The following is an 18,044-nucleotide window of genomic DNA, read 5'->3' as shown; positions in this document are numbered from 1 at the left end:
GCGCGAACAGCGGCGGCCGCCGTCACCGGTAGGTGATCGGCGGCCGCCGGGGCCGTCGGCGCGGGTCACGCGCCGACGGGGACCGTGGGCTCAGGCGCCGAACTCGTCCGGGTTCGGGCCGATGCGGGTGCCGTTGTCGAGGGCGCTGAGCGCCGCCATGTCGTCGGCGTCGAGTTCGAAGCCGAACACGTCGAAGTTCTCCGCGATCCGCGCCGGCGTCACCGACTTCGGGATCACGACGTTGCCCAGCTGCAGGTGCCAGCGCAGGATCACCTGGGCCGGGGACTTGCCGTGCTTGGCCGCGAGCTTCCCGACGGCCGGGTCCTCGAGCAGAGCGCCGCGGGCCAGCGGGCTCCACGCCTCGGTGACGATGCCGTGCTCGGCGTGGAACGCGCGCAGCGGCTCCTGGGTGAGGTTCGGGTGCAGCTCGACCTGGTTGATCGCCGGAACGAAGCCGGTCTCGTCGATCAGCCGGCGCAGGTGGCTGATCTGGAAGTTCGAGACGCCGACGGCGCGGGCCCGGCCGGAGGCGTTGATCTCCTGCAGCGCCTTCCAGGTCTCCACGTAGCGGTCCGCGCTCGGCACCGGCCAGTGGATGAGGTACAGGTCGACGTGGTCGAGCCCGAGCCGGGACAGGCTGGCGTCGAACGCGGCGAGCGTGGCATCGCGGCCCTGGTCGTCGTTCCAGACCTTGGTGGCGACGAACAGGTCGTCGCGCGCGATGCCGGACGTGGCGATGGCCGCGCCGACCTCCTGCTCGTTGTCGTAGATCCGCGCCGTGTCGATGTGCCGGTAGCCGGTCTCCAGCGCGGTCGCGACCGGGGCCTCGGTCTCACCGACCGGGACCAGGAACACTCCGAAGCCCAGCTGCGGGATCTCGACACCGTTGTTCAGCGTGATGCTCGGTACGTTGGTCACGCCGGGTGCAACCGGCCCGGAGTCGCCGATCTTCCCCGGTGTTGCGCGGGTCTCATCGCCAGCACCCGTTCCGGTCGCGGCATAACCTCACCGGGTGGTGATTTCCATCCCTGCCGGTGACGTCGCCGGAACCGATCGGCGGGGGTGGATCCGGAGACTGGTCGGCGCCTGCATGAAGCACCGTGCCGTCACTCTCGGTGCGCTGCTGGCGTCGGTGTTCGGGGTCAGCCTGGAGGCCGCCGGCCCGTTGCTGACCAGGGTTGCGGTCGACGACGCGGTGGCCGGGGTGACCGCGGTGCTGGGCGCGGTGGTCGCGGCGATCGTCGGGTTGGCGCTGATCCGGTTCGGTGCGTCGTTCATGCGGCGCTATCTGGCCGGGCGGATGGCCCTGGACGTGCAGCACGACCTGCGCCGCCAGGTGTTCGCCGCGGTGCAGCGCCTGGACGGGGAGCGGCAGGACGCGCTGCGCACCGGGCAGGTGGTCTCCCGCGCGATCACCGACCTGCAACTGGTGCAGTCGCTGCTGTCCATGGTGCCGCTGGCCGCCGGCACCGTGGTCCTGGTGGTGGTCTCGGTGGCCGCGATGCTGTGGCTGTCGCCGCTGCTCACCCTGATCGCGCTGATCCTGCTGCCGGCCGCGGGGTGGGTCACGAGCCGGTCCCGGCGGTCGCTGTTCCCGGCGACCTGGTCGGCCCAGCAGCGGGCCGCCGACGTGGCCCAGCAGGTCGAGGAGACGGTCACCGGGGTCCGGGTGGTGAAGGGCTTCGGACAGGAGGCCCGCGAGGTCTCGAAGCTGGAACGGCTGGCCGGGAAGCTCTTCGCCGAGCGGATGCGGGCCGCCCGGATGACCGCCAAGCTCAACCCCGCGCTGCTCGCGCTGCCGTCGCTGGGGCAGGTCGGGGTGATCGGGCTCGGCGGTGCGCTCGCGCTGAACGGCGCGATCACCCTCGGCACCTTCCTCGCCTTCACCACCTACGTCGCCCAGCTCGTCGGGCCGGCCCGGCTGGTCGGCTCGCTGATCGTCAGCGCGCAGCTGGCCCGGGCGGGGGTCGAGCGGGTGTACGACCTGGTCGACTCCCAGCCCGAGGTGGTCGACCCGGAGCACCCGCAGACGCTGCCGGACGGGCCGCTGTCGGTCGAGCTCGACGGCGTCCGCTTCGGCTACACCCGGCGCGAACCGGTGCTCGACGGGCTGTCGCTGCGCGTCGAGCCCGGCGAGACGATGGCGCTGATCGGTACCGCCGGATCCGGCAAGTCCACGGTCGCGCTGTTGTTGCCGCGGTTCTACGACCCGCAGGCCGGGGCGCTGCGCCTGGGCGGGGTCGAGCTGCCCCGGCTGCGGCTCGCCGACCTGCGTTCGGAGCTCGGGGTGGTGTTCGAGGAGGCGTTCCTGTTCTCCGACTCCATCCGGGCCAACATCGCCTACGGCCGTCCCGACGCGACCGACGAGGAGGTGCGCGCGGCCGCGGAGGCGGCCCAGATCGCCGCGTTCGTGGAGTCGCTTCCCGACGGCTACGACACCGAGGTCGGTGAGCGCGGGCTGACCCTGTCCGGGGGGCAGCGGCAGCGGATCGCCCTGGCCCGGGCGATGCTCACCGACCCGCGCGTGCTGGTGCTCGACGACGCGACGTCCGCGGTCGACACCGCGACCGAGGCCGCGATCCACGCAACGCTGCGCACCCTGATGGCCGGGCGCACCACGCTGCTGGTCGCGCACCGCCGGTCCACCCTGGCGCTGGCCGATCGGATCGCCGTGCTCGACCGCGGCCGGGTCGTGGACGTCGGCACCCAGGCCGAGCTCGCGGCGCGCAGCCCGCTGTTCCGGCAGCTGCTGGCCGCGGCCCCGGCCGGCGCGGCGGACGACGGGATGGCCGGCGGTGCCGGCGCCACGACCCCGGCCGGCGGTGCCGGCGCCACGGCCCCGGCCGGCGGTCCCGAGACGAGCGGGTCCGGTGCGCACACCGGGCCCGGCGCGAACAGCGCGGTCCCCGCCGACGACGCGGCAGCCGGTGGTTCAGGCACGAACGGGTCCGGCGCCGGCGTCACCCCGGAGCTCTGGCCCGACCCGGCCGGCGCCGTGGCCGCCGGGTCCTCCGACCTGGCGGTCCGCGCCGCGGCGGCCTCGGCGATGCAGGGCGGCCGGGGCGGCGGGGGGATGGCGTCGGTGGTCGGCGGCATCCCGGCCACCCCCGAGCTGCTCGCCGCGGTCGACGCGTTGCGCCCGGCGACCGAGCGCCCGCGGCTCGGCGGGCTCGACCCGACCGCACCCGACCCCGGCTTCCGGCTGGGCAGGCTGCTGCGGCCGGTGCGCGGCCTGCTGGTGCTCGCGATGACGCTGGTGGCCGCCGACGCGCTCGCCACACTGGCCTTCCCGTCGGTGGCCCGGTACGCGGTGGACCACGGGATCACGGCAGGTTCGGGGTCGGCGCTGGTCGTCGCGACGCTGATCGGGCTGGGCCTGGTCGCGGCCGATGCGCTCGTCGTCGCCGCCCAGACCGTGACGACCTCACGGGCCGGGGAGAGCCTGCTCTACCTGCTGCGCATCCGCAGCTACGCGCACCTGCAGCGGCTGGGCCTCGACTACTACGAGCGCGAGCTGGCCGGCCGCATCATGACCCGGATGACCACCGACGTCGACGCGCTGTCGACGTTCCTGCAGACCGGGCTGGCCCAGGCGGTGGTCAGCCTGCTCACCGTGTTCGGCGTGGCGGTGGCGCTACTGATCACCGATGCCCAGCTCGCGCTGGTCGCGCTGGCGGTGCTGCCCGTCCTGATCGTCGCCACGGTGATCTTCCGGCGGCTGTCGTCGACGGCCTATGCGGAGGCGCGGGAACGGGTCAGCGTGGTCAACGCGGACATGCAGGAGAACGTCTCCGGGGTCCGGGTCGCGCAGGCCTTCGTCCGCGAGGAGCACAGCGCCGACCGGTTCAGCCGGCGCAGCGCCGCGTACCGCAACTCCCGGCTGCGGGCGCAGCGCTACATCGCCACCTACTTCCCGTTCGTCGCGCTGCTGTCGGACATCGCGCAGGCGGCGGTGCTCGGCGTCGGCGCCGCCCGGGTGGCACACGGCGACCTGACCCCCGGCATCCTCACCGCGTTCCTGCTCTACCTGGGCCTGTTCTTCGCCCCGGTGCAGCAGCTCTCCCAGGTGTTCGACGGCTACCAGCAGGCCCGGATCGGGCTGCTGCGGATCTCCGAGCTGCTGCGCACCCCGACCTCGGTCCCGGCCACCCCGGCCGGGGAGGCCGTCACCGTGCCCGCCCGGTTGGACGGGGAGGTGGAACTGCGCGAGGTGACCTTCCGCTACGCGGGTGCCGACGCGCCCGCGCTGGACCGGGTGTCGCTGCGGGTGGCGGCGGGGGAGACCGTGGCGCTGGTCGGGGCGACCGGGGCCGGCAAGTCGACGCTGATCAAGCTGCTGGCCCGGTTCTACGACGTGAACTCCGGTGCGGTCCTGGTCGACGGGGTCGACCTGCGCCGGTTCCCGCTGGCCGACTACCGGCACCGGCTCGGCGTCGTCCCGCAGGAAGCGCACCTGTTCACCGGCGACGTCGCGGCGAACATCGCCTACGGGCGGCCGGACGCGACCCCGGCGCAGATCGAGCGGGCGGCCCGGGCGGTCGGTGCGCTGGAGCTGGTGCGCGCCCTGCCCGGTGGGTTCCGCCATCCGGTCGGGGAGCGCGGCCAGGGCCTGTCCGCGGGGCAGCGCCAGCTCGTCGCGCTGGCCCGCGCCGAGCTCGTCGACCCCGACCTGCTGATCTTCGACGAGGCCACCGCGGCGCTCGACCCGGCCACAGAGGCCGCGGTGCTGGCGGCCGGGGACCGGCTCACCTCGCGGCGGACCGCGTTCGTCGTCGCCCACCGGCTGGCCACCGCCGCGCGGTCGGACCGGGTGGTGGTGCTCGACGGCGGGCGAATCGTCGAGCAGGGACCGCACGCGGAACTCCTCGCGGCCGGTGGGCGGTACGCGGCGCTGTGGCGGGCCGGTGAGCTGGAGCCGACAGCCGACTCGGGCGACGACGACGCGTCGTACTCCGCAGCCCGGTCGGCCTGACGCCCGCACACCCGTTCGCGGGGTCGATCTTGCCTGATTTCGGGCAGGATTATTGGCTTTCGCCGGGTCGTTCGGGCACGATCAGCCGAGTGCGTGGACCTCACGACGACCTGATCACCCACCTGGTTCGCAGCACCCCGCTCAGTGCGAACGAAGCGGCCCGCGTGGTGGCCGAGGTCCTCGGTTACTTCGGAGAGCCGGTCGAGGACTTCGTGCGCCGCCGGCATGCCGAGCTCCAGAGTCGTGGGCTCACCAACAACCGGATCTTCGAGCAGGTGGGCGCGGAACTGGCGGCGCGACGGGTCGCGCCGCCGTCGCTGTCCGCCCGCCAGCTCCGGCGCATCGTCTACGGCTGAACCCAGCCACCCGGAAGGAATCGCTCATGTGCGGGATCGTCGGATACGTCGGGGCGCAGGACGCCGCCCCGATCCTGTTGGAAGGCCTGGGGCGGCTGGAGTACCGCGGCTACGACTCGGCGGGACTGGCCGTCGCCTCCCGGGGCGCGCTGAAGATCCGCAAGGTCAGCGGCCGGGTGGCCGACCTCGCCGCCGACCTGCCCGCCCGGTTCAAGGGCAGCCCGGGGATCGGGCACACCCGCTGGGCCACCCACGGGGAGCCCAGCGTCGAGAACGCGCACCCGCACACCGACATGAGCGGCCGGATCGCGGTGGTGCACAACGGGATCATCGAGAACGCCGACGAGCTGCGGGCCAAGCTGGCCGCAGAGGGTGTCCAGTTCGCCTCGCAGACCGACACCGAGATCGTCGCGCACCTCATCGCCGCCGCCTACGCCGCCGGCGCCGGCGACCTCGAGCAGGCCGTTCGGCAGGCGCTCCGTCAGGTCGTCGGCGCCTACGGGCTCGCGGTCATCGACGCCGAGCGCCCGGACCGCATCGTCGTCGCCCGCAACGGCAGCCCGGTGCTGCTCGGGATCGGCGAGAAGGAGATGTTCGTCGCCTCCGACGTCGCCGCGCTGGTCGGGCACACCCGGCAGGTCGTCTACCTCGACGACGGCGAGCTGGCCACCCTCACCGCGGGCGGCTACCGCACCTTCACCATCGACGACCACGCGACGGCCAAGAGCCCGTCCACCATCGACTGGGACGTCGTCGGCGCCGAGATCGGTGACCACGCGCACTACCTGGTCAAGGAGATCGAGGAGCAGCCGCGCACCCTGGAGCGGACCCTGCGGGGGCGGCTGGACGAGCGGTTCCAGACCGCGCACCTCGGTGGGCTCAACCTGTCGATCCGGGAGGCCCGTGAGTTCCGCCGGGTGAAGATCCTCGGGTGCGGGTCGGCGGCCTACGCCGGTGAGCTCGGCGCCCAGCTCATCGAGGACCTGGCCCGGGTGCCGGCCGGCGCGGAGGCGGCGTCGGAGTTCCGCTACCGCAACCCGGTCGTCGAGCCGGACACCCTCTACGTCGCGGTCAGCCAGTCCGGCGAGACCGTCGACACCCTGGCCGCGGTCCAGGAGCTGCAGCGCAAGGGCGGCCGGGTGATCGGCGTGGTCAACGTCGTCGGCTCGACGATCGCCCGGCAGTGCGACGGCGGCATCTACATCCACGCGGGCCCGGAGATGTCGGTGGCCGCGACCAAGTCGTTCACCTCCACGCTGGCGGCGTTCGCGCTGCTCGCCCTGCACCTCGGGCGTATCCGGGACCTCTCGCCCACCGAGGGACGCCGGATCATCGACGGGCTGAACGCGCTGCCCGCCCAGATCGCGGAGATCCTCGACGAGGAGCGGCGCACGGGCGCGATCGCCGAGGTGGCCGCCGAGCTGGCGCAGCGGCGCAGCGTGCTGTTCGTCGGGCGGCGACGCGGCTGGCCGGTCGCCCGGGAGGGTGCGCAGAAGCTCAAGGAGGTCTCCTACGTGCACGCGGAGGCCTACCCGTCGGCGGAGCTCAAGCACGGCCCGCTGGCGCTGGTCAGTCCGGAGCTGCCCACGGTCGCCGTCGTGCCCGACGACGATCTGCTGGACAAGAACACGTCCACCCTGGCCGAGATCCGGGCTCGTCGGGGCCCGGTCGTCGCGCTGGCGCACCGCGAGCTGCCGGCCGACCTGGCCGACCGCACGCTGGTGATCCCGAGGAACGAGCCGGAGCTCGACCCGATCCTGCTGTCCGTGCCGCTGCAGCTGCTGGCCTACCACGCCGCCCTGGCGCTGGGCCGCGACGTGGACCGCCCCCGCAACCTCGCCAAGTCCGTCACCGTGGAGTAGCGGTCCGAGCATGATCGGTGCTTCAGGGGCATGAGCGTCATGGGTGACGCTCATGCCCCTGATTCGTTGATCGTGTGCCTCAGGCGCCGGGGCGTTTGCCGATCTGCAGCAGGGGGGCGGGGGTTCCGGTGGTGGTGGAGCTGCAGGGTGGGGCGGTGCCGGCGTGCTGGATGAGGTTCAGTGACGAGCAGGCTTGGCAGCGGGCGCAGCCGGCGACGGCGGTGTCGGCGCCGAGGCCGCGTTCGGCGAGGAAGCCGGCGACCTTGCGGTAGATGGGTTCGGTGTAGTCGCGTGCGGGGGCGGGGATGTTTTCCATGAGGGAGCCGGCGACGGGGCGTAGGGGGACGACGAAGGGGTAGACGCCGATGTCGATGGCGCGTTTGCACATGGCGACGGTGAGGTCGGGGTCTTCGCCCATGCCGAGGATGACGTAGGTGGAGACGCGGCCTTCGCCGAAGAGTTTGACGGCGTGTTCCCAGGTGCGGAAGTAGGTGTCGATGCCGGTGCGGTGTTTGCCGGGGGCGACGCGGGCGAGGACGGCGGGGTCGAAGGATTCGATGTGGATGCCGAGGGCGTCGATGCCCAGGTCGTGGACCTGGTTGATGGTGTCGAGGTCGCGGGGGGGTTCGAACTGGACTTCGACGGGCAGGCCGGCGGCTTGTTTGACGGCGTGGCCGCAGCGGGCGACGTAGAGGGCGCCGCGGTCGGGGGCGACGGAGGAGCCGGTGGTGAGGGTGGCGTCGACGGCGCCGTCGAGGTCGCGGGCGGCGGTGGCGACCTCGGCGAGCATTTCGGGGGTTTTTTTGGCGATGGTGGTGCCGGCGGCGAGGGACAGGCCGATGCCGCAGAAGCCGCATTGGTCGGAGTTGCCCCAGTAGTTGCAGGCCTGGACGACGGTGGAGGCGAGGGAGTCCAGGTGGAGCAGGGCGATCTGGTGGTAGGGGATGCCGTCGGCGGTGGTGAGGTCGTAGAAGCGGGGGCGGGCGGTGCCCGAGACGGAGGCGATCTTGGTGCCGTCGCGGTAGATGCCCTGGCCGTCGTCCTCGGCGCGCAGTGAGTAGGGGGACTCGCTGCTGGGGGGCACGGTGACCGGGACGCCTTCGATCCAGAGCATGCCGGAGTCGGAGGGGCCGGCGCCGCCCTTGCGGGAGGTCTCCAGTTCGGTTTCGATCCGCAGCCCGACCGCCTGCAGCTCCATGATCAAGGCGGCCACCGCCTCCGAAGCAGCACCTGTGCCCGTTGACCGGCTCTCGTCGACTGCGGTCATTGTTCATCCACTCCCGACACGACGTTCACTTGAGTAACTGAGCGTGTCTTATAGGAAACCTGCGCAGTCGGGATGTCAACCGATGAGCCGCAACTGAGGCTTACGGCACGTATGCGCTACTCGGCGAGCAGCCGGGCCCAGCGGGAGACGACGACCGGCCGCCGCGGGTCACCGGCCGGCAGCAGTTCGACGAGCCGGTCGTGTACCTCCAGATCGGTCAGCCCCAGCGGATGTCCGGCGAAGGTGTGCAGCAGCACCGGGTCATCGGCGTCGAGCACCGCCCGGCGCAGCCCGGCCACGATCTCGTCGCGCACCTCGCGGATCTCCGGCGCGTCCGAGCGTGGCAGCAGCGACCCGCTGCAGGCCCGCAGCGCCGCCTCCGCCCGCCCGGCCTTCAGCGCCTGCCGGACCGCCCCGAAATCGCTGTCCACAGTGGCCGCGAGCCGGTACGGGCGGGTCCGCAGCACGTCGGCCCCGATCAGCGCGCGCAGCCGGTGGATCTCTCCGCGCACCGTGGTCTGGTTCCCGTCGTCGCCGTAGAGCAGCAGTGCGAGCTGCTCCGCGGTCAGGCCCTCGGGATGCAGCGCGAGCGCGGTGAGGATCTCCGCGGGGCGCAACGTCAGCGGGATCGGGCGGCCGTTGAGCAGCACGCTCGGCGCACCGTCGCCCATGAACCGCAGCGACAGCGCAGTGCTCGGCCGTTCGACCGGCGTCGAGGACGAGCCCGGGCCCGGTGTGCGCAGCAGGTACCCCTCGGCGAGCGGCTCGACCAGCATCTCCCGGCCGTTGGCGAGCATCACCCGGTCCGAGCCCTCCTCGAGCGTGATCCGCTCCGGCCACCACCCGTAGGGCTCGCCGGCGAGGATCCGCCCGGTCGGGGTGACCAGCGCGCCGGCCGCGCCGCGCAGGCTGGCCAGGTGCGGCATGTTGCGCACCCGCAGCCGCTCGTCGGCGATGGCCAGCCGGACCCGCAGCTGGTTCTCCGCCAGCTGGGCGGTGGCCGAGACCAGCTGCACCAGTGCCGGGTGCGCGGTGTGCAGCGGCCCGCTGATGTCGATCGCGCCGAGGATCGCGCCGGTGTCGGGATCGTGCACGGGGGCCGCCACGCACGTCCAGGCGTGGTAGGCCCGGACCAGGTGCTCGGCGGAGTGGATCTGCACCGGAGCGTCCACGGCGAGCGTGGTGCCCATGGCATTGGTGCCGATCGCGTCCTCGCTCCAGTGCGTGCCGGGGAACAGGCCGACGCGGTCGGCGTCGACGAGCAGCCGGGTGGCGCCGTCGCGCCACAGGATGTGCCCCTCGGCGTCGGTCACCAGCATGACGTGCATGGCCGCGTCGGCGATGCTCACGAGCGTGTCACGCAGCAGCGGCATGACCGCGTTGAGCGGGTGCGACTCCCGGATGCCGGGCAGGTCGTCCGGCCGGTAGACGACGGGCGGGGTGCGGTTCTCCGGGTCGATCTGCGCGGCCAGGCTGCGCTGCCAGGATTCCGAGACGATCGGCCGGGGTGCCTGACGGACCTCCTCGCCGCCCATCACCGCGTCGAAGAGGTCGGACAGCACACGAGCGTGCGCGACAGGGTCGGACTCGATCGACAACAGCACCCCCGAGCATGATCGCTGGGCGACCAGCGGGCTGGCCCCGGGAAATCATCACCCAGCCGGACGAGTGCCGGCAAACCGGGCTCCACCTCACCTGATGGACAGTGCAACGAACGCGCAACGTGGCGTTGCCTACGTTCCTCCCCACCGCCCAACGCAGGGAGAGGACCTGACATGACCGTCGACGCCGTGCTGGACCAGCGCCGGTTCGGTGCAGGCCCGGAACCTGAGATCGTCCGCCGGACCGCGCGGGTGCTGCTGGTCGATGCGGAGGCCATCGTCCGTTTCGGGCTGCGGCAGCTGCTGGCCGGCGAGATCGACCTGACCGTGGTGGGCGAGGCGGCCACGGCGCGGGACGCGCTGCTGATCGCCGACCGCAGCGCCCCCGACGTGGTGGTCCTGGACGTCGACCTGGGTCGCGGCGACACCGTCGGTGTCGAGGTCGCGCGGGCCCTGCTGGAGCGTCGCCGTGGCGTGCGGGTACTGGTGCTCACCAGCTGCCGCGACCGCGAGGTCATGCTGCGCACCGTCCGGCTCGGCGTGCACGGCTACCTGCGCAAGGGGGCCGACACCGCGGACATCGTGCGGGCGGTGCGGGCGGTGCTGCGTGGTGAGAGCGTCTTCGACTCGCGCTCCGGCTCGGTGGTGATGGACGTGCCGCGCGACGGGGACCGGGGCGAACGTCCCCGCGCGCAGATGCTCACCGAGCGGGAGAACCAGGTGCTCAAACTGCTCGCGGTCGGGATGAGCAACCGGGAGATCGGCCGCCGCCTGCTGATCTCCGAGGCCACCGTGAAGTTCCACGTCCGCAACCTGCGCGACAAGCTCGAGGTCCGGCGTCGCACGGAGATCGTCTACACCGCGACCCGGCAGGGCATGGTCTGACCGGCGCGCCCGATGCGGCCGGCGGGATTGGCCGGCCCGGCCCGGCGGGTAGGACACCCATGCGGGAAACACCGTGCATCGGGTGGATCGGACATGACAGGCAACAGAGCGGTCGCCTGCATCGAGCCGGGCAAGGTCGAGGTGCAGACCATCGACCATCCGGAACTGGTGCTCAAGGACGGTCCCGGGGTGAATCCGGCCAACGTGGGCCGCACATGCGAGCACGGCGTGATCCTCGAGGTCGTCTCGACCGACATCTGCGGCTCCGGCCAGCACATGGTGCGCGGCCGCACCACCGCACCGGCGGGGCTGGTGCTCGGCCACGAGATCACCGGTGAGGTCGTCGAGACCGGTCGCGAGGTCGAGTTCATCAAGGTCGGCGACCTGTGCTCGGTGCCGTTCACCATCGCGTGCGGGCGTTGCCGGATGTGCGAGGAGGGGCACACCGGGGTGTGCCTGAACGTGAACCCGGACCGGCCCGGATCGGCCTACGGCTACGTCGACATGGGTGGCTGGGTCGGCGGCCAGGCCGAGTGCGTGATGGTCCCGTACGCGGACTGGAACCTGCTGAAGTTCCCCGACCGCGACCAGGCGATGGAGAAGATCCGCGACCTGACGATGCGGTCGGACATCTTCCCGGCGTGCCGGACGTCGGCGCGGCGATCGACGCGGCCGGCTTCGAGGCCCGCGGGCACGGCGCGGACGCCCAGGAGGCGCCCGCCACGGTGCTCAACTCGATCATGGAGGTGACCCGGGCGGTCGCGCAGAAGTTCGTCCTCGATCCGCACGGCTTGCTGAACTGAGCGGTCCCGCGGAGGGCGCACCGGCCTCGCGGTACGCCGGCCGCGTCCGCGGGCCCGGTGCGATCCATGACAAATGGCCTCCACGATAAAAGACGGCGTTTATGATGATGAACGTTTGGAATGGCGGCGGATACACCGAGGAGGTCGCGCCATGACGGTGCCCGACTCCACAACCGACCGCGGACCGAACCGGGACCCGGCCGGTTGGGAGCCGATCGTCGGCGCGATCGGACCGAAGGTGCGCGAGGTCCGGCAGCGGCTGGGGCTCTCCCTGCAGCAGCTCGCAGCCCGCTCCGAGGTGTCCGCCGCGGCGATCCACAAGGTGGAGCGCGGTGACATGGTGCCCACCATCACCACGCTGCTGAAGCTCGCCGGCGCACTCGGGCGGCCGATCGGCTACTTCGTCGACGATGCGGGGCACACCGCGCCGGTGGCGGTGCACGTGCGGGCCGACGAGCGGCCCGGACCGCCGCCGGAATGGGCGCGCGGCGCCGACGGGGTCGACGCCGCCACGATCGCCGCCCCCGGCGAGCGGCTGCGCGGTGGGGCCGTGTTCGCGGTCGTCGAACCCGGCGGGAAGAGTGGGGACACCCGCCCGCTGCGGGCGGGCGAGGAATTGATGTTGGTGCTGGAGGGTGCGTTGCAGGTGGAGGTGGCCGGCGAGCGGTATCTCGTCCGGGCCGGCGACACCCTGCACTATCCGACGGACCGGCCGCACGAGTGGCGCAACCCCGGCCCGGAGCCGGCACGCGTCGTGTGGTGGATGTTGCGCAGTTGATGCGGGAAATACGAGGAATTCAATGACGCAGGTGGCCAACTCGCTCGGCGAGATCGTCGACTCCGTGCTGGCCAATCCAGGGCTGCGGGCGAAGGCCGAGATCGGCCTCGTCGGTGACGTGCTCGGCGGAACGGACTGGCTCGGCGGACCCGGTGACGACGGCGCCGTCGTCTCGGCCGAGGGAGCCGGGGTCGTCGCGTGCGGGGAGGCGCTGTTCCCGCCGTTCGTGGCGGCCGATCCACGCGGCGCCGGGTTCGCCGCGGTGCTGACCAACGTCAACGACCTCGCTGCGATGGGGGCGGAGCCGCTCGGCATCGTCGACACCGTGGTGGCCACCGAGGATGTGGCCCGGCTCGCGCTGGCCGGTATGCGCGAGGCGTCCGAGCTGTTCGACGTGCCGATCATCGGCGGGCACCTGACGATCCACGACGGCCCGCCCGCGCTCTCGGCGTTCGGGGTGGGCAGCACCCCGGCGCCGCTGTCGGTCACCCATGCCGCGGCCGGTCAGTCGCTGGTCGTGGCCGCTGCGCTCGACGGCGAGATGCGCCAGGACTTCCCGTACTTCCCCGCGTTCGCCTCGCGCGGCAAGCGCTGCGCGGGTGACGTGCGGCTGCTGGGCACGCTCGCCCGCGCCGGGATCGTGGTGGCGGCGAAGGACATCAGCATGGCCGGGCTCGTCGGCTCGCTGGCGATGCTGCTCGAGCCCGGCGGACACGGGGTGACGGTGGACGTCGACGCCGTCCCGGCACCGTCCGGCGTGCCGCTGACGAAGTGGTTCAACTGCTTCCCGAGCTTCGGCTTCCTGCTGTGCGTGCCTGCGGGCCGTGAGGACGAGTGCCTCGCCGCGTTCGCCGAGCGGGACCTCGCGGCGGCCGTCGTCGGCCGGCTCGACGACACCGGGGAGCTCGCGCTGCGCGCCGGTGCGGAGCGGGCGACGGTGCTGCGTCTCGACGAGTTCCGGGTCACCGGCCTGCCGCGCGCCGCTGCGGCGGGCTGAGCAGCGCCGGGCACAGCCCGGACCCGGCGGCCAGGCCCAGCCCGGCCGCCGGGGTGCCGACCCGCTTGCGCAGGGCGGGTCCGGACAGCGCCACGTCGGTGGCCAGGCTGAAGATCCGCAGTACCCGCTGCGGGTTCTGCCAGCGGTGCAGTTCGGCGAAGCCGACCCAGTCGGACGGCGCGATCGTCGTCTCGGCCGGATACTCCAGCTCCGCCCACGTGACCGCCAGCTCGAACAGATCGAGCATCGCGTCGGTGTCGCGCTCCACGCGCAGCAGCTGATCGTGGTGCGCCCGCAGCGCGGGCGCCGGGCGGCACCAGACGCGGCAGGTGAGCTGGGTGGGCGGGGCGAACTCGGCGGATCGCGACACGGAACGGCCTCCGGAATGCTGCGGGCAGGGCGCTGCCTCCGTTGTAGATCCACCGCGGCACGCCGCTGTTGCGGTCGTGTTGCGTGCTCGTGAACCGGATGCCGATCAGACGACGCGGAAGTGCGTGGTGAGCCGGTCGGCGGACCACACGTGGTAGGCCACTCCGGGCGGGGCGTCGGTGTCGAACACCGCCCCCGGTCGCTCCCAGGGCAGCACCAACGTGGAGGTCACGCCGGGCGCGACCCGCAGCGGTGCGCCGGCGAAAACGCCCGCGGCGGCCGTGTGCGCGTGCCCGCACAGCAGCCCGGCCACTGGCGGGTGCCGGGACAGCAGCTCGGCGAGGCGGTGCTCGCCGTGCTGGCGGACGTCGTCGAGCGCGGGATGGTGCAGCGCCGCGGGCGGGTGGTGCATGACGAGCAGTACCGGGCCCTCCCCGGCCTCGGCGAGTTCGGCGTCCAGCCACTCCAGCGTCGGGTCGTCCAGGTGCCCCTCGGGGCGGCCCGGGATGGTCGAGTCGGCCAGCAGCACGGTCAGCTCACCGACCCGGCCCGTCCGGTTCACCGGCCGGTGGTCGTCCGGCGTGCCGAGCACCGGCTCGCCGAGCACCGTCGCCCGCAGCGCAGCCCGGGCGTCGTGGTTGCCCGGACAGATCAGCACCGGCGACGGGCTGTCGGCCAGCAGCCCGGTGACCAGTCGGTACTCCTCCTCGCCGCCGTGGTCGGCGAGGTCGCCGCTGACGATCAGCGCATCGGGCGCGACGGCCAGCTCACCGAGCTGCCGCAGCACCCGCGCGGCGCGCCGCACGGCCCGCTCGCTGCCGTCGATGTGCAGGTCGCTGATGTGGGCGAGCAGCAGGGCGGCGGGCTCCGGCACGCCGTCAGTCTGCCGGAGCCGGCCCTACCCGAAGAACACCTCGGCCTCGGCGTACAGCGCCGGGTCGACGAGCTTGGGCTCCTTCGTCGCCTCGAGCAGCGGCACCGTCACGATGTCGGTCCCGCGCAGGGCGGTCATCATGCCCCACGTGCCCTGGTGTACCGCGTCGATGGCGTGCAGCCCGAAGCGGGTCGCGAGCCAGCGGTCGAACGCGGTCGGGGTGCCGCCGCGTTGCACGTGGCCGAGCACCGTGGTCCGGGCCTCCTTGCCGGTCCGCGCCTCGATCTCGCGGGCCAGGTAGTCACCGATCCCGCCGAGCCGGACGTGCCCGAAGGCGTCCTTCTCCCCCGTGAGGAGCACCTCGTCGCCGTCCTTGGGCCTGGCGCCCTCGGCCACGACGATGATCGGCGCGTAGTCGAGCCGGAACCGGCTCTCGACCCACTTGCAGACCTGAGCGATGTCGAACCGCACCTCGGGGATCAGGATCGCGTTCGCGCCGGCGGCCATCCCGGAGTGCAGGGCGATCCACCCGGCGTGCCGGCCCATCACCTCCACGATCAGCGCCCGGTGGTGCGATTCGGCCGTGGTGTGCAGCCGGTCGATGGCCTCCATCGCGATGTTGACCGCGGTGTCGAAGCCGAAGGTGTAGTCGGTGCCGGACAGGTCGTTGTCGATCGTCTTGGGCACCCCGACGACGTTGACACCGACCTCGTGCAGCTTCGCGGCCACCCCGAGGGTGTCCTCCCCGCCGATGGCGATGAGGGCCTCGACGCCGAAGTTCATCAGGTTGGTGCGGATCCGGTCGACCCCGTCCTCGATCGCGAACGGGTTGGTCCGCGACGAGCCCAGGATCGTGCCGCCGCGGGGGAGCAGGCCGCGCACCGCCGGGATGTCGAGCGGTCTGGTGAGCCCGTCGAGCGGGCCGCGCCAGCCGTCGCGGAAGCCGAGGAACGAGAACCCGTATTCGGGGATGCCTTTGCGGACGATGGCCCGGATGACCGCGTTCAGGCCGGGACAGTCGCCACCCCCGGTGAGCACGCCAACACGCATGAGGCTGCCCTCTTCCCTCTCGGAACGTCTCGTGCATCGATGCAGAAACCTTCGCTCTCAACGCTAGCGAGCCCGGGAGCACCGCGCCGGGGAGGTTCTGCGAATGGTCAGGTCGCGCTACCGGCGAATTCCGGAGGCCGGACTCCGGATCGGTCTGCGCGACCGCGCATCGCTCCTCCCACCGGTTCCGCGAAGCCGGATTGCAGCACCACGCGCCGCCGGGGGAGTACCGGCGAAGGTCCCGCGTTCTGCGCGGCTCAGCCGGCTGCGGCCCGGTCCACCTTCTCGAGTTCGGCGAACGGCGTGGCGAGCCCGTCACGGGTGGTCCGGACGACGTCGCCGCGGTGCCGGACGAACTGCAGCAGCGCGAGCACGCCGTAGACCCCGGACAGCACGATGATGACGAGGCGGTCGGCCGCGGCCGACAGCGTGATGCTCGCGACGAACTGCACCATGAACAGCCCGAACAACGCCGCGGCACCCCACACGGTCAGCGCAAGGTCCATCAGGATGCTCACCGCGAACAGGGACTGCGCCGCGGTCAGCAGCAGTTCGAAGCGCTGCTGGCCGTCGAGCGGGAGACCGGCGGTGGTCCCGGCGGCCAGCGCGAACACGATCGGGATCGTGCCCACCAGCAGCGTCCACTGGTTGACCTTGCTGGACAGCAGGGTGCCCAGCGAGTCGCCCGCCTTGAGTCGCCACGCGTACAGGCAGGCGACGATCAGCTCGGGGGATTCGCTGGCCAGCGGGGCCACCCACTGCACGAGGATGAACTGGTTGACGCCGAGTTCGCGGCCGGTGCCGACCAGGCCCTCGGCGAAATGCTCGGCGGTGGTGAGGATGACGAGCCCGGCGAACCCGAACAGCAGCCCGACGGTCCAGCGGCGCCGGGTCCGGTGCATCCCGCCGACCCACGCCGCGGTGCCGATCAGGTCGGGTTCCTCCGGCGGGGCCTTGGCCAGCCGCCACGCGTAGGCCGCGAAGATCGAGACCAGTACGGCGGCGTCGGCCAGGGTCAGCGTGTGCCGCAGCGGCAGGGTCAGCGAGTACAGCGTCGCGATGCCCAGGAACACGACCTCGGGGGTCAAGGTGCGCGGCATCTGCACACACCACTCGTGGGTCGTCGCGCTGTCGTGCCCGCCGCGGCGGCGGGCACGCAGCACCGCGATCGTCGCGACCAGCACGACGACCGGCCAGCCGACGCCGACCAGCACCCGGTTGGCCCCGGTCATGTTGGCCAGCGCCAGCGCGCACGGGTCCGCCCCGTCCGGGCCGGGCAGGCACTCGCCGGTCTCGGCGTAGGTCCGCCCGGCGTGGAAGCTGAAGACGAAGTCGACCGCGTACTCGGGCAGCACGGCGAGCAGGGCCAGCACCGCCAGCGCGAGCCCGGCGCTGATGTCCACCTGCGCGGCCTCCGCGGCCCAGGACAGCACGAACGCGGCGCCGATGATCGCTATCCCGTAGAGCAGCGCACCGCCGGCGGGCGCGAGCTCGGGATGTGGCAGGTCCAGGTAGCCGGCGGCCCCGAGGTAGGCGCCTGGCAACGCCGCGAGCACGGCGAGCAGAAGCTGCAGCGGCAGGCGCCGCGGGCTCTCGGGCACGCCCGCGGGTTCCCGGCCGCCGGAACCGGCAAACCGGTCAGCCGGTCGCGCCCACCACGTGGTCGATCAGGCCGTAGTCGCGCGCCTGCTCCGCGGTGAACCAGCGGTCGGCGTCGGTGTCGGCGGTGACGGTCGCGACGGACTGCCCGGTGTGCCGCGCGGTGAGCTCGGCGATCTGCCGCTTCAGCTCGCCGAACACCCCGGCCCGGACCGCGATCTCGGTGGCCGTGCCGCCCGCCCCGGCCGACGGGGAGTGCGTGAGGATCCGCGCGTGCGCCAGCGCGTGCCGCTTGCCGGGCGCGCCGGCCGAGAGCAGGAACTGCCCGGCCGACGCCGCGACGCCGACGGCCCAGGTCGCCACGTCCGGCCTGATCAGCTGCATGGTGTCGTAGACGGCCATGGCCGCGGTGACCGTGCCGCCGGGGCAGTCGATGTAGAAGGTGATGTCGGTGTCCGGGTCCTGCGCGGCGAGCAACAGCAGTTGCGCGGTGATCCGGTAGGCGACGTCGTCGTCGACTTCGCCGCCGAGGAAGACGATGCGTTCGGCGAGCAGCCGGTCGAGCACCGGGTCGATCGCGGACGCGCCGGGCGGCAGCCCGCGCAGCACCGGGCCCGCGACGGGCGGGGGC

15 protein-coding genes are annotated in these 18,044 nt (G+C 72.8%); 7 read left to right on the top strand and 8 right to left on the bottom strand.

Translation table 11 applies throughout. From position 1 onward, the window contains the following. Positions 1-90: 90 nt before the first annotated feature. A complete protein-coding gene (locus HF526_RS07640; protein ID WP_169380611.1) occupies positions 91-918 on the bottom strand; it encodes an aldo/keto reductase in 828 nt (275 codons plus the stop codon). Positions 919-1,090: 172 nt separating this feature from the next. Between HF526_RS07640 and HF526_RS07635 the strand changes: the two genes are divergently transcribed. The 3 genes from HF526_RS07635 to glmS all read left to right on the top strand — a co-directional run bounded on the left by HF526_RS07635 (position 1,091) and on the right by glmS (position 7,190). Beyond that, positions 1,091-4,972 (top strand): ABC transporter ATP-binding protein, encoded by a 3,882-nt coding sequence (locus HF526_RS07635; RefSeq protein WP_169380609.1) that lies wholly within the window; start codon positions 1,091-1,093, stop codon positions 4,970-4,972. 89 nt (positions 4,973-5,061) lie between these two features. Then, positions 5,062-5,328 carry a hypothetical protein gene (locus HF526_RS07630; RefSeq protein ID WP_338051356.1) on the top strand — a complete coding sequence of 89 codons (267 nt, stop codon included), beginning with the start codon at positions 5,062-5,064 and terminating at the stop codon, positions 5,326-5,328. 26 nt (positions 5,329-5,354) lie between these two features. Beyond that, entirely contained in the window at positions 5,355-7,190 is a 1,836-nt protein-coding gene (glmS, locus tag HF526_RS07625) for a glutamine--fructose-6-phosphate transaminase (isomerizing) (protein ID WP_169380607.1), read from the top strand. A 79-nt stretch (positions 7,191-7,269) separates the two neighbouring features. On the opposite strand, the gene HF526_RS07620 is transcribed toward glmS, so the two are convergent. Next, complete coding sequence (locus HF526_RS07620; protein WP_169380606.1) at positions 7,270-8,457, bottom strand: MSMEG_0568 family radical SAM protein; 1,188 nt, start codon at positions 8,455-8,457, stop codon at positions 7,270-7,272. A gap of 116 nt (positions 8,458-8,573) precedes the next feature. Continuing rightward, positions 8,574-9,992, bottom strand: coding sequence for a helix-turn-helix domain-containing protein (locus HF526_RS07615; protein ID WP_169380734.1), 1,419 nt, complete (start codon positions 9,990-9,992; stop codon positions 8,574-8,576). A 240-nt stretch (positions 9,993-10,232) separates the two neighbouring features. Here HF526_RS07615 and HF526_RS07610 point away from each other — a divergent pair, with 240 nt between their 5' ends. From HF526_RS07610 to HF526_RS07595, 4 genes are all read left to right on the top strand, one after another. Next, a complete protein-coding gene (locus HF526_RS07610; RefSeq protein ID WP_169380604.1) occupies positions 10,233-10,943 on the top strand; it encodes a LuxR C-terminal-related transcriptional regulator in 711 nt (236 codons plus the stop codon). A gap of 93 nt (positions 10,944-11,036) precedes the next feature. Further along, complete coding sequence (locus tag HF526_RS07605) at positions 11,037-11,693, top strand: alcohol dehydrogenase catalytic domain-containing protein (protein ID WP_239028431.1); 657 nt, start codon at positions 11,037-11,039, stop codon at positions 11,691-11,693. Between the two features lie 204 nt (positions 11,694-11,897). Continuing rightward, a complete protein-coding gene (locus HF526_RS07600; protein WP_169380603.1) occupies positions 11,898-12,524 on the top strand; it encodes a helix-turn-helix domain-containing protein in 627 nt (208 codons plus the stop codon). Between the two features lie 22 nt (positions 12,525-12,546). Further along, positions 12,547-13,521: an AIR synthase related protein gene (locus tag HF526_RS07595; RefSeq protein WP_169380602.1), complete on the top strand. Its 975-nt coding sequence runs from the start codon at positions 12,547-12,549 to the stop codon at positions 13,519-13,521. On the opposite strand, the gene HF526_RS07590 is transcribed toward HF526_RS07595, so the two are convergent. The 5 genes from HF526_RS07590 to HF526_RS07570 form a co-directional block, all read right to left on the bottom strand. Next, positions 13,487-13,891, bottom strand: coding sequence for a hypothetical protein (locus tag HF526_RS07590; RefSeq protein ID WP_169380601.1), 405 nt, complete (start codon positions 13,889-13,891; stop codon positions 13,487-13,489). The two genes, HF526_RS07595 and HF526_RS07590, sit on opposite strands and share 35 nt — an antisense overlap. A gap of 105 nt (positions 13,892-13,996) precedes the next feature. Beyond that, complete coding sequence (locus HF526_RS07585) at positions 13,997-14,764, bottom strand: metallophosphoesterase (RefSeq protein WP_338051354.1); 768 nt, start codon at positions 14,762-14,764, stop codon at positions 13,997-13,999. 24 nt (positions 14,765-14,788) lie between these two features. Beyond that, positions 14,789-15,814, bottom strand: coding sequence for a 6-phosphofructokinase (locus HF526_RS07580; protein ID WP_169380600.1), 1,026 nt, complete (start codon positions 15,812-15,814; stop codon positions 14,789-14,791). 257 nt (positions 15,815-16,071) lie between these two features. After that, positions 16,072-17,415 carry a sodium:proton exchanger gene (locus HF526_RS07575; protein ID WP_169380599.1) on the bottom strand — a complete coding sequence of 448 codons (1,344 nt, stop codon included), beginning with the start codon at positions 17,413-17,415 and terminating at the stop codon, positions 16,072-16,074. 37 nt (positions 17,416-17,452) lie between these two features. Then, the gene (locus HF526_RS07570; protein WP_169380732.1) at positions 17,453-18,022 is read right to left on the bottom strand and encodes an ATP-dependent Clp protease proteolytic subunit; all 570 of its coding nucleotides are present in this window, start codon (positions 18,020-18,022) and stop codon (positions 17,453-17,455) included. Positions 18,023-18,044 lie beyond the last annotated feature (22 nt).

This window comes from Pseudonocardia acidicola (genome assembly GCF_012911935.1).
GTDB lineage: Bacteria > Actinomycetota > Actinomycetes > Mycobacteriales > Pseudonocardiaceae > Pseudonocardia > Pseudonocardia acidicola.
Note: the sequence above shows the minus strand (reverse complement) of the source record. Positions and strands in the feature narration are given on the sequence as shown.

Excerpts from the sequence above, each read along its gene's own strand:
- HF526_RS07635 (WP_169380609.1), top strand. The coding sequence starts at position 1,091 with ATGAAGCACCGTGCCGTCACTCTCGGTGCGCTGCTGGCGTCGGTGTTC.
- glmS (WP_169380607.1), top strand. The coding sequence starts at position 5,355 with ATGTGCGGGATCGTCGGATACGTCGGGGCGCAGGACGCCGCCCCGATC.
- HF526_RS07620 (WP_169380606.1), bottom strand. The coding sequence starts at position 8,457 with ATGACCGCAGTCGACGAGAGCCGGTCAACGGGCACAGGTGCTGCTTCG.
- HF526_RS07615 (WP_169380734.1), bottom strand. The coding sequence starts at position 9,992 with ATGGGCGGCGAGGAGGTCCGTCAGGCACCCCGGCCGATCGTCTCGGAA.
- HF526_RS07610 (WP_169380604.1), top strand. The coding sequence starts at position 10,233 with ATGACCGTCGACGCCGTGCTGGACCAGCGCCGGTTCGGTGCAGGCCCG.
- HF526_RS07605 (WP_239028431.1), top strand. The coding sequence starts at position 11,037 with ATGACAGGCAACAGAGCGGTCGCCTGCATCGAGCCGGGCAAGGTCGAG.
- HF526_RS07600 (WP_169380603.1), top strand. The coding sequence starts at position 11,898 with ATGACGGTGCCCGACTCCACAACCGACCGCGGACCGAACCGGGACCCG.
- HF526_RS07595 (WP_169380602.1), top strand. The coding sequence starts at position 12,547 with ATGACGCAGGTGGCCAACTCGCTCGGCGAGATCGTCGACTCCGTGCTG.
- HF526_RS07580 (WP_169380600.1), bottom strand. The coding sequence starts at position 15,814 with ATGCGTGTTGGCGTGCTCACCGGGGGTGGCGACTGTCCCGGCCTGAAC.